Source organism: Paracerasibacillus soli (assembly GCF_042432965.1).
In the GTDB taxonomy this organism is placed as follows: Bacteria; Bacillota; Bacilli; order Bacillales; family Amphibacillaceae; genus Paracerasibacillus; species Paracerasibacillus soli.
In genome coordinates this window covers 114,791-129,049 of the sequence record NZ_JBHLWL010000065.1, presented here as the reverse complement: position 1 = coordinate 129,049, position 14,259 = coordinate 114,791, and the positions used below count along the sequence as shown (strand labels likewise).

Here is a 14,259-nt window from a genome sequence, read left to right as displayed (position 1 = left end):
GGTCTCTTCTACAATAGGAGCTTTTTTTATTTCTGTAAATAAAAATGTTCATTTTTTCAACTTATGGTATTTTTATCCATGCATGCAAGACCAATGGGTCAAACCCCTCTTAAAACTCTCCTTGTTTACTAAAAGGGGAGTTTTTTGCGTGGGTAACTGTTTATTTCATGTTGAAATAAATCTATATTTTCCTTAAGGCGGGTATAACAGGAGTTTGTTGTTCCATTCATAATCAACATCCCATTTACTAATTAAATTAATCATAAAGAAGCTTAATTAATAAAGCGCTGATAAAAATACTTGTTAATATGTGACACACGTCAAAGAAAGTAAACGTCATCCATCCTATACTATAGATAGAAAAACAAAGGAGAGATGAAAAATGAAAACAATTAAAATGCAATTAGAACCATTAACTTGTCCATCATGTATTAAAAAAATTGAAAATGCAGTTGGTAAAATGTCTGGGGTGGAAGAAGCAAAAGTGATGTTTAACTCGAGTAAAGTAAAAGTAAATATGAACCCTGAGGCTGTTAAAGAAAATGACATCAAAGAAACAATCGAAAAACTAGGTTATAAGGTTGTCTAACATCACCCTTTATATAAACTAGTTTAGTTATGATACAGTACGAGAACTCCTTAAAATACAAAAAGGAGTTCTCAAACATATGTCACATTTTAAAAGTTCCACGCAATCTAATGAAAGCATGAAAAAGAGGAAGGAGCGGGTATAGGTGAGGAAACTAGAAAAGATTCATATTGTGCTTATCTCAGGTGCGTTACTAGCCATTGCTTTTATACTACATTTTTTAGGATTAGAGTTTTGGAAAGACGCCGCTTTGATTATTACCACAGCTGTAGCTGGTTATTCTATCGCTAAAAAGGCATTACAATCCCTTCGTATGAAAGCATTTAGTATTGAATTACTTGTAACGATTGCAGTAGCTGGAGCATTGATTATAGGGGAATATGTAGAATCTGCCGCCGTTACATTTTTATTTTTGTTTGGTGCATATTTAGAAGCGCGAACATTAGAAAAGACACGTTCTTCATTAAAGACATTGATAGATATGGCTCCTCAAAAAGCAACTATTTTAAAAAATGGTGAGCGCGTCGTTGTTCCAGTTGACGATATTAACATTGGGGATCGCGTCATTATTCAATCGGGTGAAAATGTTGCAGTAGATGGTACGGTTATTTCTGGGCAAGCATTTATTAATGAAGCAACTATTACAGGAGAGTCTGTACCTGCAAGTAAAAATGAAGGGGACCAAGTGTATAGTGGAACAATTATTGACCATGGATATGTTGAGGTAACAGCCGAAAAGGTAGGGGATGACACAGCTTTTGCAAAAATTATTGAACTTGTGGAAGAGGCTCAAGAAGCAAAGGCAAAGACGCAAAAGTTCCTAGAGCGATTTGCGAACGTATATACACCTGGAATTCTTGTCTTGTCTGTTATCGTCTTTCTAATTACACGTGACATTGAAATGACTTTAACCTTTCTTGTAATCGCTTGCCCTGGTGCACTAGTTATTTCCGCTCCAGTTTCGTTAGTAGCTGGAATAGGTAACGGTGCGCGAAATGGTGCACTCATTAAAGGTGGAGAAGTAATGGAGAATTTAGCAAAGATTGACGTGCTTGTCTTTGATAAAACAGGGACTTTAACAAAAGGAAAGCCAGAAGTAACTAACATAAAAGCAATTGGCATAGATGAACAAGCTTTACTAAAGTTAGCTGCAGAAGCCGAGCTAGTTTCTGAACATCATTTAGGAAGAACGATAGTAAAGGCAGCAAAACAATATGGCATCGTGTTAACAAATGAGCCAAAAGATTCGCATGTAGAAAAAGGACATGGGCTTTTTGCGACAGTAAATCAAAAGCAAGTCTTAATTGGAAATAGAAAGTTAATGACTGCCCATCAAGTAACGATTACAGAGAAAATCGAAGCATATGCTGTAGGGGAAGAACAAGGTGGTAGTACAGCTGTATTTGTTAGTGTAGATGGGGAGTTGGTAGGTGTTATTTCTATCGCAGACAAAATTCGCGAAGAAGCAACACAAACAATACGTATGTTGAAACGGTTAGGTGTGAAACAAACCGTTATGTTAACAGGAGATAATAAATATACAGCTAAAAAAGTAGCAACACAACTAGGTATGGACCAAGTTTTTGCTGAAATGTTACCAGAAGACAAAGTGAATCATATTAAAAGATTAAAAAATGAAGGGTTCCGTGTCGCAATGATTGGAGACGGTATTAACGATGCGCCAGCAATTGCGCTTGCTGATGTGGGGATTGCAATGGGAGCAGCAGGTACAGATGCAGCAATGGAAACTGCAGATGTTGTGTTAATGGGAGATAAAATACAAAAAATTCCATATGCATACACATTAGCAAGGGCAACTGTGAACAATATGAAACAAAATATGTTCTTTGCAGTTGGCACTGTCGCTTTTTTACTTGCAGGTGTACTTCTTGGAAAAGTATTTCTCGCTTCAGGAATGCTCATTCATGAGGCAAGTGTCTTACTGGTTATTTTAAATGCAATACGGTTGGTTCGTTATAAGCAAACCAATCATACATCTAATCAAAACATATCTCCAAAAGATACCGACATTATTTTATCTTAATCAAAATGTTTGCTGAAAAACATGGGATGTACTCCCATGTTTTTTTTGATGCCTTTAAAATGAAAATATAATGGTCAGAAAAAGCCCGATTTATTGATAAGGAATAAGGATTTGGTATAAATATATAGTCATTATTCTCGTTTACAAAAAAAGTTTGGTGATATAATAAAGAAGACACCAATTTAAAAATAGAAAAGAAGGTACAACATGACTGGTTTATTTATTATTTTAATACTCGTTTTATTTCTTCCGTTTACAGTGAAGAAAGTTGAACATAACTTAGAAGTATTTCTATTTATTATGGGAATTCTAGCTGCCTGGGTAGGTGGCGTATTTAATAGTGACTTACTTTTAAAATCATTAGAAGATCCAATTAATATTACACTTGCCGTACTTATTGCAGGATTACTATTTAAATGGTTCCAATCTCCTTTAGAAAAAGGGATTCAACTTGCAAGTGATAAAACGCCGTTTCCACTTTTTGTTGCATTAATTGTTGTTGTCTTAGGACTTTTGTCAAGCGTTATAACAGCGATTATTGCAGCACTTGTACTCGTATTAATTGTAAGTGTTCTAAAGTTAGACCGTCAGTCAGAAATAAGACTTGTCGTGTTAGCTTGTTTTTCAATAGGTTTGGGGGCTGCCTTAACGCCAATTGGAGAACCACTTTCCACGATTACAACAAGTAAATTAAATGAGCACTTTTTCTATTTAATGGATTTAATTGGTCCTTATGTCATAGTAGGAATTATTGGTTTGGGAATTTTAACAGCGCTTTGGATTAAGCCGGTTCAAGCTAAAAATTCCTTAGCTGGAGATAAGCAGACAGAAACGTATGGGGAAATTTTGATACGTAGTGTGAAAATCTATTTATTTGTGATGGGTCTCACGTTACTAGGAGCTGGTTTTGAACCGTTAATTAATCGATTTTTAATTGGTCTAAATCCGTTTATTTTGTATTGGGTGAATATGCTATCGGCGATACTTGATAATGCAACATTAGCTTCAGCAGAAATTAGTCCGGAGATGACTGCTGGGACGATAAAGGCAATCTTACTTGGGCTACTAATTAGTGGTGGAATGCTCATACCTGGTAATATTCCAAATATCATTTCTGCGGGAAAGTTAAATATTACGAGTAAAGAGTGGGCACGTTACGGCTTACCAATTGGACTAGTTGTTATGGCAATATATTTTGTTGTGTTGTTAATTTTTTAAAAACAGTTGAAATGCTTTACTTTACAAATAAAATTGTCATGCTATGATGAGAGTAGAAAGCTGCATAGAAATGAAAAGCACTAGGGGAGCTGTTTATCGGCTGAGAGGAACTTATTGTTCTGACCCTTTGCACCCGATCTAGATAATACTAGCGTGGGGAAGTGTAGTCGGTGTGTTCGGCATACTCAATTTTTTAATGTGTATGGTATTCATGAATATTGAAGACTGCATTCCCCTGGGATGCAGTCTTTTTGCATCCAAATTATCCTGAAATATGCAGTTTGAAAACAAGGGAGGATATGGAGATGGCAAATCAAGTTTGTGGTAATACGCAGATAGTGGGAGCAAGTTTTTCACTGTACCCAATGTGTGACCGTTTTGTGGATATCATTTTAGAGACGTTGGAGAAAGTAGACACTTCAAAGGTTTGGGTAAAAACGGACGATGTGACAACGACTGTGAGAGGAAAAGCTGTCCATGTATTTGATGTAACAAGGGCAGTATTTTTACAAGCTGCACAAACGGGGGAACATGTCGCATTTCAAGCTACATATTCTGTTGGTTGTCCGGGGGATTCAGCTGGAGATGTCTATTTAATTGAAGATGACAATCCGGTAAATGTGCAGAACACAGGGTCTATTAAGCAATATATTGCCGCAAAGTTTTCACTTTATCCACTTGGTGGTGGTCAGTATATGGATGTTATTTATGAACAAATTGAAGCAATGAAAGACTTTGTTTCTGTTTCCCCAGCCCATTATGCGACAAGATTAACAGGTGACGCACAGAATGTTTTCAGTGGTTTAGAAAAGGTCTTTAACGCGACAAAAAATGCGGGTTCAACACATACAGTGATGACGGTAACCATTTCTGCTAACAGTCCTTCACATCAGGATGTTGATATACATGCGTAATTGGCGCTTTAAAGAAATTGTTGTGATGGCTGCGCTGTCAGTTGTCTTTGGTGTTGTATATCTGGCGTTTTTACCTTTAGGAAAATTACTAGTTGGTTTGATGGGACCAATTGGATATGATTTCATTTTTGGAATTTGGTTTATCGTTTCAATTATTGCGGCCTATATCATTCGTAAACCAGGGGCAGCATTTTTATCAGAAACAATTGCAGCGATGGTGGAAGTGCTTATCGGAAATGCAACAGGGCCGATGTTGATCATTACAGGTATGGTACAAGGAATTGGAGCAGAAGCAGTTTTTGCAGCTACAAGATGGAAAAATTATGCGACATGGGTACTAATGGCTGCTGGAGTTGGATCATCCGTAACAAGTTTCACATATGGTTATTTCATGAGTGGATATAGTGCACTTTCAACTCATTATGTCATCGCAATGTTCGTTACTCGGGTCATTAGTGGTGCGCTTATTGCTGGACTTTTAGGGAAAGCGTTAAGTGATGGATTAGCTAGAACAGGTGTATTAGCTAACTTCGCCATAGGGAAAGAAAAGCGAAAGGGTCGTGTAGCATGAAAAATAAGCCATTCGTTTATGTTGAGAATCTCTCATTACGCTTTGATCATACAAATGAAATAGAAACATTATCCAATATTAGTTTTGCCATGCAAGAAGGGGAAAGTCTTCTCCTTCTTGGCCCAAGTGGCAGTGGTAAAAGTACGTTAACATTTTGTTTAAATGGCCTATATCCGCGAGAGTTAGATGGAGAAATGACTGGGGATATTGTCATTGCAGGAAAAAGAACAAACGATTATCAACCAGGTGAACTAAGTCAGTTTGTCGGTGTTGTTTTCCAAGACCCTGAAACACAATTCTGTATGTTAACTGTAGAGGATGAAATTGCATTTGGCTTGGAAAATATGTGTACGCCATATGAAAAAATGTCAGCAAAGATTGATGAAGTATTAGCGCTTGTAGGTTTATCGAAATATAAAACTGCTACCATTGCGCGACTATCAGGAGGGCAAAAACAAAAGCTTGCACTTGCATGCATTTTGGCACTTGAACCAAAACTACTAATTTTAGACGAACCGACGGCGAATTTGGATCCAGTTTCGGCCAAAGAAGTGATGAAAACAATAAAGAAATTAAAAGAAAAAGTAAATTGTTCACTCATTATAATCGAACATCAATTAGATGGTTGGACAGATGTAGCTGAACGTTGTATTTTATTAAATCAAAAAGGGAATATCTTTTTTGATGGATCATTACGTGATGCGATTGCCCACGAATATCCAAAATTAATAGAGGAAGGTATTTGGCTACCAAAAGTTGCACAATATGTACTTCATCATATGGAGCATGTACCTGCTACTGTTCCATTAACACTTGCTGAATTTGCAACACAAGTAAATTGTTTTGGGAAAATAGAATGGAAGAAACCCACTTCGATGCAACAAAATGTTACTGTTCCATTCATCAAACTGGAAAATGTCTCATGGACAGTAAATAGGCAACGCATATTGTCGCGTATTTCTTTTACACTATACAAAGATGAGTTTGTTGCGATTGTTGGTGCGAACGGGAGTGGGAAAACCTCACTTTCACGTATCATTGCGGGGATTCAAAAGCCAACTGACGGAAATATTTACATAAAAGAAAAAGCATTAAAAGTATGGCAGGAGGGAGATTTACGGAAAGAATTAGGTTATGTTTTTCAAAATCCAGAACATCAATTTATTGCAAATACAGTGTTCGATGAGGTTGCCTTTACCTTGCGAACAAAAGGAATGAAGGCGGATGAAGTGAAAGAAAAAGTTCGCCACGTCCTAGCAGTATGTGGTATTAGCCATTTGGAGAATGAACATCCGTATACGTTAAGTCAAGGTCAAAAACGGAGACTGAGTGTGGCAACGATGGTTGTTGATAATCAGACGATGTTACTACTTGATGAACCGACATTTGGACAGGATGCCAGTTCAAATAAAAAGCTAATGGAGCTACTTGTGAATCGTTATGAAGCGGGAACAGCTATTACAATGATCACCCATGATATGGAATTAGTCCATCAATATGCAACGCGTGTCATTGTTATGCATAAGGGGGAAATTGTTGCAGATTGTACACCAATTGAATTATGGAACTACCCTAAAACACAATTGGACGTTTGGCAGTTAACAATACCTGTTCCCGAGAAAATGCAGCGCATATGGGAAAGGAATGTTGCATATGTTTCTTCACCATCTTAACCCAAGTGTAAAAGCTTTGACGATTGTAATATTGGTCGTACTTATCGCATTTATTTTTGACCCAGTAACACCTTTCTTATTTTTAATCAGCACGATAAGCATCACTTTTCTTGGGGGAAAAGTGAAGTGGAAAAGGTATATCTTATATTTCCTGCCTTTTACAATTTTTTCATTCGGGATGCTCTGGACGACAATCGTATTTGCAGAAGTGCCAAAAAATCCAAACGAGATCATAACAATCTTTGGACTGCAATATCCACGTGAATCCTTTTTAACTGCATTGGCCTTAGCCGTAAGGGTTTTAAGTGTCGCCGCGCTATCACTATTGTTTATCTTTACGACAAATGTAATTGATTTTATTTTAAGTTTGATCCAACAGTTTCGCTTGCCACCTAAGATTGCATACGGTGTACTTGCAGGATATCGTTTTTTACCTATGATGCGAGATGAACTCAAAACAATTCACGCTGCCCATCGTATTCGTGGTGTGAATCAAGCAAAGACATTAGCAGGTAAATGGCAGCAATATCGCCGTTTTGCTATTCCGCTATTAGCAAGTGCGATTCGTAAGGCCGAGCGTACTGCGATGGCAATGGAATCAAAAGGATTTACTGGAGGTAGAAAGAGAACGTTTTATCGTATTTTTTCCGTATCAAAAGCAGATTATATTTTTTTGGCCGTAATGATTGTCATGTTTTTAGTTGCTAGTGCTATTTCATGGCAGTTAGGATATTTGGAAATATTTAATTAAATTCGGTTTGATTATAATCAAATAGGGTTTCTCACCTTGAAAGGGAGAAACCCGTAGTATTCTTTTTATAAAATTAGCATGCCTGTCAGACCGCTAAAAATGCCAATTACTACAACCGAAACTGTCACGAATAACAGTACTTTTTTTGGAAATGACTTCGATACCATGATTAGCGACGGCAAACTGATGGCTGGTAATGTTAGCAATAATGCTGCTGCCGGACCAGTACCAATACCAATGGACAAGAATGTTTGAATGATTGGTATTTCAGCAGCGGTTGGAATAACAAAGAGCATACCACCTATAGCGAATAAAATAATAGCTAAAATTCCATTCGCCATTGTTCCACTTAATTGTGGGAAAAGCCAAACACGTGCAACACCAAGAATAAGAACAGACAGAATATAGGCAGGGACAATATATAGAATCATTGTGCCCAAGCTCTTCATCCATCTTGCAAAAAATCCACCCGTTTCCTCCTCATCCTGGATAATCCTTTCCATGTCAATTGGTTTTGTATCGCCAGCAAAACGATTGGCGAGGTAGCTAACTCCAAACGTTAAAATAAGTCCAAATATAAGGCGTATTAAGGTAAATTTCCAGGACAAAACAAATGTCATGAAAACAAGTGTAGCTGGATTAATTGCTGGATTCCCAATCCAAAATGCTAGCGCTGCGCCGACAGAGACATTCTTTTTTCGGAGCCCGACTGCCATCGGAGCGGCACAACAAGTACACATCATACCAGGGACAGAGGCAAGGCCACCAACGGCGGTGCTTCCAAATGAAGTCTTACCTAAAACCTTTAAAAGCCATTTCGTTGGCAATAAAACCTGAATTAATGATCCAAGAAGAATACCAAGTAATGCGGCTTTCCATACGGCTTGAAAATAGGTAACAGCGTATTCCCATGCAGTATGCCAAGAAGGTTTCCCACCTAATTGATCACCCAAAATCGAGTCTCCGATGGAATGGGTATTTGAAGCTGTAATCATTTTATGATAATATGGCCACCACTTTGCATAAAGTAATCCTACAACTGCAACAAACAAAAAGATTAGGACAAACCAAATCGCCTTTTTGTTGTTTTCTGTATGTTTATCTATTGATGTATCTGATTGCATCTTGCGCGTCCTCCTAGTATAAATTTCCACAAAAACAAAAAAACCTTTTAAAAGGTTTTATATTTCAGCATAGTATACATCTAAAAGCATGAGGCTATTACAAATAAAGAACTTATCATATCGTGCCCAATTTACTTTTAAGCAGGTAAAGAAGAGATTGATTTATCACTAGAATGTGCATCCATACGTATTTAGATGCACCAACTTTTTAAAATATTTAGTGTCTGTACGTGATACTGGAGAAAAAATTAAAACCTCCGACCCCTTCATTACGCGTGTTTACCATAAAAAATTATATAACAGTTTTTATAATGTGTCCACGGGTTTACAAATTTTCCCACATTGAAAAATGTACTCGATGTATTGTAGAAAAATTGGATTAGATTGTAGAAGTTGGCGAAATCGTGGTAGAAGAATTGGGTTTCGATTGTAGAAGTTGGTGGATTCGTAGTAGAAGAATTGGCTTCGATTGTAGAAGATTGCGAAATCATGGTAGAAGAATTGGCTTCGATTGTAGAAGTTGGTGAATTAGTAGTATTAAAAAAGCGATTCTTGAACAACTCAAGAATCGCGATACATCAATGTTTAATGGTAATGCTGGTGAGAGGATTCGAACCTCCGACCCCTTCATTACGAGTGAAGTGCGCTACCAACTGTGCCACACCAGCAAATTAAAATAGAGAGTTTATAGCATTTATCAAAATCACATTAAATATAATAATACTTTTTTACATTTTTTTCAAGTGTCAACAGCTTCATAAATGGTGAAATATCCTTACCAATTTATGTAATTCGCCGTTCTTATTTATCAAGTACAAGCATAGTATATGGTAAGGTGGTGTAATATATGTTTGAAGTTTACGATGTCATGCTTATTCCGCTCATATTAGGACTAGTAGAGTTATTTAAAGGATTAGGTTTGAAAAGAAAATTCCTACCTGTTGTATCGGTTGTGTTAGGTCTAGGTGCTGGTATCTTTTATGTTTATCCAGAGGATGTTAAAGGTGGTATACTGTTTGGTTTAATGCTCGGCTTATCTGCAAGTGGACTATATAGTGGCACGAAAAATACACTTGATAAGAGTAGCGAGAAATAATCGCTACTTTCTTTTCGGTTTTACGCTGATAAAGATTCTAAAAAGTATAAAGTAGAATTTACAATAAAGTTATCATATTTTTTTCATTGTTTTGGATAAAACGCAAGGTATTGTAAAATAATATATTTTGCAGTACAATATTTTTTGTCCAATGGAACATATCTATTGGAGCATGGTAATCTTACTTATGGAGAAGTACCCAAGCCCGGCTGAAGGGGACGCACTCGAAATGCGTTAGGGCGTGTAAGCGCCGCGTGGGTTCAAATCCCACCTTCTCCGCCATTAACCGGCCATAATGGTCACTCCGTTGTAACAGTTTTTTGTTTATGGATAATGATCTTACAGCAATATTAATCTTTTATTTACCTTCTAAAGCTTCCATTCACAAATATCTTCCCTCAATGAAAGAAAACTGTTACAAGTAATAAAATAAGATTTGTAGTTATGGGAACTGCCTTAGAAATTGTTCAAAATCCTTCTTTTTTGAACAAAGGGTAGTTCCATTTTTAATTTATAAACAAACATGTTTAAATGGAAGTAGAGGTGAAAGGGGAGCTGCATGATGTTACATAATGATTCCGGTTTTTTCGGCATCGTCTGGTTGCTAATGATTGGGATAAGTGTGTTAGCTGTCTTTATCATTATTCGTAGAGATAAAAAACGCAAGCAGTTAAAGGCAATTGAGATAAAAGACCGTTATGATAAAGGTGAAATTAACCAAGAAGAGTATAAACGTTTAATAGCAAAAATATATTATTAAGCATTAAAAGCTGCCTTTGGAACAGATTCCTGAGGCAACTTTTTTGAATGAAACGCCAGAACCGTCCCCATGTTTCACATTTTCATGAGTCGTAATGAGTTCATTGTGACTAATAGGGTTGCTCCCATGTCTGCAAATATTGCAATCCATAATGTGAGCCAGCCTGGGATGACGAGTAAAAGCGCAATGGTTTTTAGGCCGAGGGCAAAGGTAATATTTTCTTTAATAATTCTCAATGTTTTTCGACTTAATGCAATGGTAAAGGGTACTTTGTTTAAGTCGTCTGACATAAGTGCAATATCCGCTGTTTCTAATGCCGCATCTGTTCCGGCTCCGCCCATGGCGATACCTATTGTAGACCCAGCTAGGGCGGGGGCATCATTAATTCCGTCGCCAACCATTGCGGTGTTACCGTACTTTTCTCGAAGATCCTTTATTGCTGCTAATTTCTCGTCTGGCAGTAACTCTGCCTTTGTTTCGCTTAAGCCTAGTTGTTGCCCAATTGCATGACCAGTTCTTTTGTTGTCTCCCGTTAACATTATTGTTTTTTCTATTCCGAGCTTGTGTAGTTTCTCAATAATAGCTTTGCTTTCAGCACGAACTTGATCAGCTACGGCAATCATACCGATAACTTCTGTTTCGGTACTTAATAATGTGACAGTTTTACCCATCTCCTGTAACTGCTCGATAGTGGTATCTAATTGTTCATTGATAGAGGAAACGGTACGAATAAATGTTGGACTACCAATGAAATATTTTGTGTTGGCAATTATCGCCTTAGCACCTTTGCCAGTAATCGATTGAAACTGTGTCGCGGGATAATGCACGACACCTTGTGCCTTTGCCTCTTGCATAATTGCAGTCGCTAGTGGATGCTGTGAGAATTCTTCAATTGCTCTGGCAACCGCTAAAATATCATCCTTTTTGTAATTATTTACTGCGATAACATCTGTTACAACAGGTTTTCCTTTTGTTAAAGTTCCCGTCTTGTCAAAAGCAATCGCGTTTAGATGTCCTGTTTCTTCTAAATGAATGCCACCTTTAATTAAAACACCTTTTCTAGCTGCATTCCCGATGGCGGTAACGATTGCTACAGGAGTGGAAATAACTAATGCGCATGGGCAACCAACAACTAAAACTGCAAGACCGCTATATACCCATTGAGACCAATCTGCACTGAAAAAGAGTGGAGGAATGATCGCAACAAGTAATGCGATTACCATAATAGTTGGTGTATAATACTTTGCAAACTTGTCAACAAACTGCTGAGAAGGTGCGCGTTCGGCTTGTGCCTCTTCCACTAAATGAATAATTTTTGCAATTGTTGTATCCTCTGCGCGTTTTGTTACACGAACTTCTAAAAATCCTTCTTCGTTAATAGAACCAGCAAATACTTCATCATGCATGATTTTATGGACAGGAATAGATTCGCCCGTGATAGCGGCCTCATTGACAGAGGATTCTCCAGCAATAACTTCTCCGTCCATGGCAATTTTTTGTCCAGGTTTCACAAGCATTGTATCATCAATTTGAATATCATTTACATCTAATTCAATCATTTCATCATTTCGGCGAATCATTGCTTTATTCGGTGCAATATCCATTAGAGAACGAATCGACTGGCGGGCCTTATCGATGGAGTAACTTTCTAGCGCTTCACTAACTGCAAAAAGGAATACTACAACAGCTCCTTCCGCCCATTCACCGATAATTGCTGCTCCGATAACTGCAATGGTCATGAGGGTATTCATATCAAATTCAAGTTTTATTAAATTCCTAATACCTTGCTTAAATAAGGAAAATCCCCCGACAATGATCGCAACTAAAAATGTCCCAATGGTGATGGGATGAGTGTCACCTATTTGATAAGAAAAAACATAGCCACTAATGACGAATAGTAGTGCGATAAGTGGTGGTATGTTCTCCTTTTTCCGCCAAACGGATGTCTTTTGGACGGATTGTCTTTCCGTTTCAGGTTGTACTGTAATACCATCAAAAGCACCAGCTTGTTCTAATGCAGGAATGGATGCCTCGCCGATAACAGTTAATTTTGCGGCACCGAAATTTAATTGAACATCTTCAACTGTTTCAATATTACGGATATTTTTTTCGAATTTTGCCGCGCAATTTGCACAAGATAAACCTTGAAGACGATATACTGATTTCTCAGCCATGTTATTCACCTTCTTTCGCATGTATCATTGCAATATATACGAGTTGTCGAACGTGGTCATCTTTTAATGAATAAAAGACGAGTTTACCTTTTTGTTCAGATTTTGCTAAGTCCATATTTCTTAAATATCGTAAATGATGGGATGCAGTTGCACTAGTAGCACCAATAATATTTGCTACGTCACAAACACATAACTCCTTTTCCAGAGTAAGTGCATAACATATTTTTAATCTTGTTGAATCTGCTAAAGCTTTAAAAATCTGTTCAACACCATCTACATCCTTCATTAGCGGTTGGATTCTTGTTACCTTGTCTTCGTCATACGTAAATACTTCACATGTATCAGCAGTTTGGTAATTGATATTGTTCATGTCATCACCTCATTCAAATGTTCATTTGATTGATTAGACTCATTATATGTATGCTAATTTATAATGTCAAAGAAATGAATAACCTTTATTTTATTGATTGGAAAAGGTCGATGGATATGCTATAAATAAGAAAAGTAGGATAATGATAAAGGAGTGGGTGACACCGTGTTAATGAGTTTATATTCACTTCCTGTTACAGTACGGATTATTTTATCCATTATTGTTTTAATAGTATTAACAATTATTTTAGTACGCTTTAATGCAAAAAAGAATCCGAAAAGAGATTCTCTTGAAATTTTAAAAGAACGTTTTGAAAAAGGAGAAGTCAGTTTTGCTGATTATTTACATGCGAAAAGAAGTCGTGGAAAATAGGACTTACATAAATCTGGGTTAGGTTATGAATTCCTAAAACAATCGATATAAAAGTATTACAATCATTATATATTATGGTACCTTATTATAGGGGGTTATTGTAAAAAACCACTTACTAATAGAATGTTGATATTACACAATAAAACCAAACTGTCTCGTAACTATCTTTTTAGTAGAGGAGCATATAACTCGCTCCGAAAATACACTTCGCTTTCCGCGGGCGGCTGATGAGCCTCCTCGAGCTGACGCTCTCCGGGGTCTCACCTAGGCCTTTGCTCCCGCAGGACAAGGAGCGCTTCGGCAGCATGACATCGTACGAGGAAAAGACGTTTTATCTTTTTCGAGTCTTCGTGTATTTTCTCCGCTGTTAATTTTGTAGTAAAAAGAAAGCAAATCCTTACAGGTATATGTATATATATGCATCTTCTCGGGATAATTTTAAAGATTGACTTGCACAATCATGGCCGTTGTTTGGAGCGGAGGACCGTTGACTCCTCAAAAATGCAAAGACCGCATTTTATCGTGCGATGTTTTGCTATCGTAGATTTCCTTGTCCTGCGGGAAAAGCAACAGCCGAAAATCCCACAGGAAGCAATTTAAGGA

14 protein-coding genes, 2 tRNA genes and 1 riboswitch are annotated in these 14,259 nt (G+C 37.3%); of the genes, 12 read left to right on the top strand and 4 right to left on the bottom strand.

Annotated elements, in window-relative coordinates:
• The first annotated feature begins 382 nt into the window (after positions 1 to 382).
• The 7 genes from ACFFIS_RS16785 (at position 383) to ACFFIS_RS16755 (ending at position 7,760) form a co-directional block, all read left to right on the top strand.
• Positions 383 to 589 (top strand): heavy-metal-associated domain-containing protein, encoded by a 207-nt coding sequence (locus tag ACFFIS_RS16785; protein ID WP_390188449.1) that lies wholly within the window; start codon positions 383 to 385, stop codon positions 587 to 589.
• Positions 590 to 734: 145 nt separating this feature from the next.
• Entirely contained in the window at positions 735 to 2,633 is a 1,899-nt protein-coding gene (locus ACFFIS_RS16780) for a heavy metal translocating P-type ATPase (RefSeq protein ID WP_390188448.1), read from the top strand.
• Between the two features lie 207 nt (positions 2,634 to 2,840).
• Positions 2,841 to 3,851, top strand: coding sequence for a DUF1646 family protein (locus ACFFIS_RS16775; protein ID WP_320381238.1), 1,011 nt, complete (start codon positions 2,841 to 2,843; stop codon positions 3,849 to 3,851).
• 72 nt (positions 3,852 to 3,923) lie between these two features.
• Positions 3,924 to 4,028, top strand: a riboswitch (TPP riboswitch).
• A 128-nt stretch (positions 4,029 to 4,156) separates the two neighbouring features.
• Entirely contained in the window at positions 4,157 to 4,765 is a 609-nt protein-coding gene (locus ACFFIS_RS16770) for a YkoF family thiamine/hydroxymethylpyrimidine-binding protein (protein WP_390188447.1), read from the top strand.
• Positions 4,758 to 5,336 carry an ECF transporter S component gene (locus ACFFIS_RS16765; RefSeq protein ID WP_390188446.1) on the top strand — a complete coding sequence of 193 codons (579 nt, stop codon included), beginning with the start codon at positions 4,758 to 4,760 and terminating at the stop codon, positions 5,334 to 5,336. Before ACFFIS_RS16770 ends, ACFFIS_RS16765 begins: the two co-directional genes overlap by 8 nt.
• Positions 5,333 to 7,009, top strand: a complete 1,677-nt coding sequence (locus tag ACFFIS_RS16760) for an ABC transporter ATP-binding protein (RefSeq protein ID WP_390188445.1) — start codon at positions 5,333 to 5,335, stop codon at positions 7,007 to 7,009. Before ACFFIS_RS16765 ends, ACFFIS_RS16760 begins: the two co-directional genes overlap by 4 nt.
• Positions 6,990 to 7,760 (top strand): energy-coupling factor transporter transmembrane component T family protein, encoded by a 771-nt coding sequence (locus ACFFIS_RS16755; RefSeq protein WP_320381243.1) that lies wholly within the window; start codon positions 6,990 to 6,992, stop codon positions 7,758 to 7,760. The genes ACFFIS_RS16760 and ACFFIS_RS16755 overlap by 20 nt, the downstream gene beginning before the upstream one ends.
• Positions 7,761 to 7,825: 65 nt before the next feature.
• Here ACFFIS_RS16755 and ACFFIS_RS16750 read toward each other — a convergent pair whose 3' ends face one another.
• Positions 7,826 to 8,884: a permease gene (locus ACFFIS_RS16750; protein WP_320381244.1), complete on the bottom strand. Its 1,059-nt coding sequence runs from the start codon at positions 8,882 to 8,884 to the stop codon at positions 7,826 to 7,828.
• 404 nt (positions 8,885 to 9,288) lie between these two features.
• On the opposite strand from ACFFIS_RS16750, the gene ACFFIS_RS16745 reads away from it, so the two are divergent.
• Positions 9,289 to 9,411 carry a hypothetical protein gene (locus ACFFIS_RS16745; RefSeq protein ID WP_320381245.1) on the top strand — a complete coding sequence of 41 codons (123 nt, stop codon included), beginning with the start codon at positions 9,289 to 9,291 and terminating at the stop codon, positions 9,409 to 9,411.
• Positions 9,412 to 9,479: 68 nt separating this feature from the next.
• On the opposite strand, the gene ACFFIS_RS16740 is transcribed toward ACFFIS_RS16745, so the two are convergent.
• Positions 9,480 to 9,552 (bottom strand) — tRNA-Thr (locus ACFFIS_RS16740).
• 179 nt (positions 9,553 to 9,731) lie between these two features.
• Here ACFFIS_RS16740 and ACFFIS_RS16735 point away from each other — a divergent pair.
• From ACFFIS_RS16735 to ACFFIS_RS16725, 3 genes are all read left to right on the top strand, one after another.
• Positions 9,732 to 9,980, top strand: a complete 249-nt coding sequence (locus ACFFIS_RS16735) for a hypothetical protein (protein ID WP_320381246.1) — start codon at positions 9,732 to 9,734, stop codon at positions 9,978 to 9,980.
• 189 nt (positions 9,981 to 10,169) lie between these two features.
• A tRNA-Ser gene (locus ACFFIS_RS16730) sits at positions 10,170 to 10,262 on the top strand.
• A gap of 280 nt (positions 10,263 to 10,542) precedes the next feature.
• On the top strand, positions 10,543 to 10,740 hold the full coding sequence (locus ACFFIS_RS16725) for an SHOCT domain-containing protein (RefSeq protein WP_320381247.1): 198 nt from the start codon (positions 10,543 to 10,545) through the stop codon (positions 10,738 to 10,740).
• 74 nt (positions 10,741 to 10,814) lie between these two features.
• Here the strand turns inward: ACFFIS_RS16725 and ACFFIS_RS16720 are convergent, their stop codons facing one another.
• Together ACFFIS_RS16720 and ACFFIS_RS16715 are read right to left on the bottom strand one after the other, a co-directional pair.
• Complete coding sequence (locus ACFFIS_RS16720) at positions 10,815 to 12,914, bottom strand: heavy metal translocating P-type ATPase (RefSeq protein ID WP_390188443.1); 2,100 nt, start codon at positions 12,912 to 12,914, stop codon at positions 10,815 to 10,817.
• Between the two features lies 1 nt (position 12,915).
• The gene (locus ACFFIS_RS16715) at positions 12,916 to 13,284 is read right to left on the bottom strand and encodes an ArsR/SmtB family transcription factor (RefSeq protein ID WP_320381250.1); all 369 of its coding nucleotides are present in this window, start codon (positions 13,282 to 13,284) and stop codon (positions 12,916 to 12,918) included.
• Positions 13,285 to 13,449: 165 nt separating this feature from the next.
• Between ACFFIS_RS16715 and ACFFIS_RS16710 the strand changes: the two genes are divergently transcribed.
• Positions 13,450 to 13,656 (top strand): SHOCT domain-containing protein, encoded by a 207-nt coding sequence (locus ACFFIS_RS16710; RefSeq protein WP_320381251.1) that lies wholly within the window; start codon positions 13,450 to 13,452, stop codon positions 13,654 to 13,656.
• The last annotated feature ends 603 nt before the right edge of the window (positions 13,657 to 14,259 follow it).

Excerpts from the sequence above, each read along its gene's own strand:
- ACFFIS_RS16765 (WP_390188446.1), top strand. The coding sequence starts at position 4,758 with ATGCGTAATTGGCGCTTTAAAGAAATTGTTGTGATGGCTGCGCTGTCA.
- ACFFIS_RS16725 (WP_320381247.1), top strand. The coding sequence starts at position 10,543 with ATGTTACATAATGATTCCGGTTTTTTCGGCATCGTCTGGTTGCTAATG.
- ACFFIS_RS16735 (WP_320381246.1), top strand. The coding sequence starts at position 9,732 with ATGTTTGAAGTTTACGATGTCATGCTTATTCCGCTCATATTAGGACTA.
- ACFFIS_RS16720 (WP_390188443.1), bottom strand. The coding sequence starts at position 12,914 with ATGGCTGAGAAATCAGTATATCGTCTTCAAGGTTTATCTTGTGCAAAT.
- ACFFIS_RS16760 (WP_390188445.1), top strand. The coding sequence starts at position 5,333 with ATGAAAAATAAGCCATTCGTTTATGTTGAGAATCTCTCATTACGCTTT.
- ACFFIS_RS16750 (WP_320381244.1), bottom strand. The coding sequence starts at position 8,884 with ATGCAATCAGATACATCAATAGATAAACATACAGAAAACAACAAAAAG.
- ACFFIS_RS16785 (WP_390188449.1), top strand. The coding sequence starts at position 383 with ATGAAAACAATTAAAATGCAATTAGAACCATTAACTTGTCCATCATGT.
- ACFFIS_RS16755 (WP_320381243.1), top strand. The coding sequence starts at position 6,990 with ATGTTTCTTCACCATCTTAACCCAAGTGTAAAAGCTTTGACGATTGTA.
- ACFFIS_RS16715 (WP_320381250.1), bottom strand. The coding sequence starts at position 13,284 with ATGAACAATATCAATTACCAAACTGCTGATACATGTGAAGTATTTACG.
- ACFFIS_RS16775 (WP_320381238.1), top strand. The coding sequence starts at position 2,841 with ATGACTGGTTTATTTATTATTTTAATACTCGTTTTATTTCTTCCGTTT.
- ACFFIS_RS16770 (WP_390188447.1), top strand. The coding sequence starts at position 4,157 with ATGGCAAATCAAGTTTGTGGTAATACGCAGATAGTGGGAGCAAGTTTT.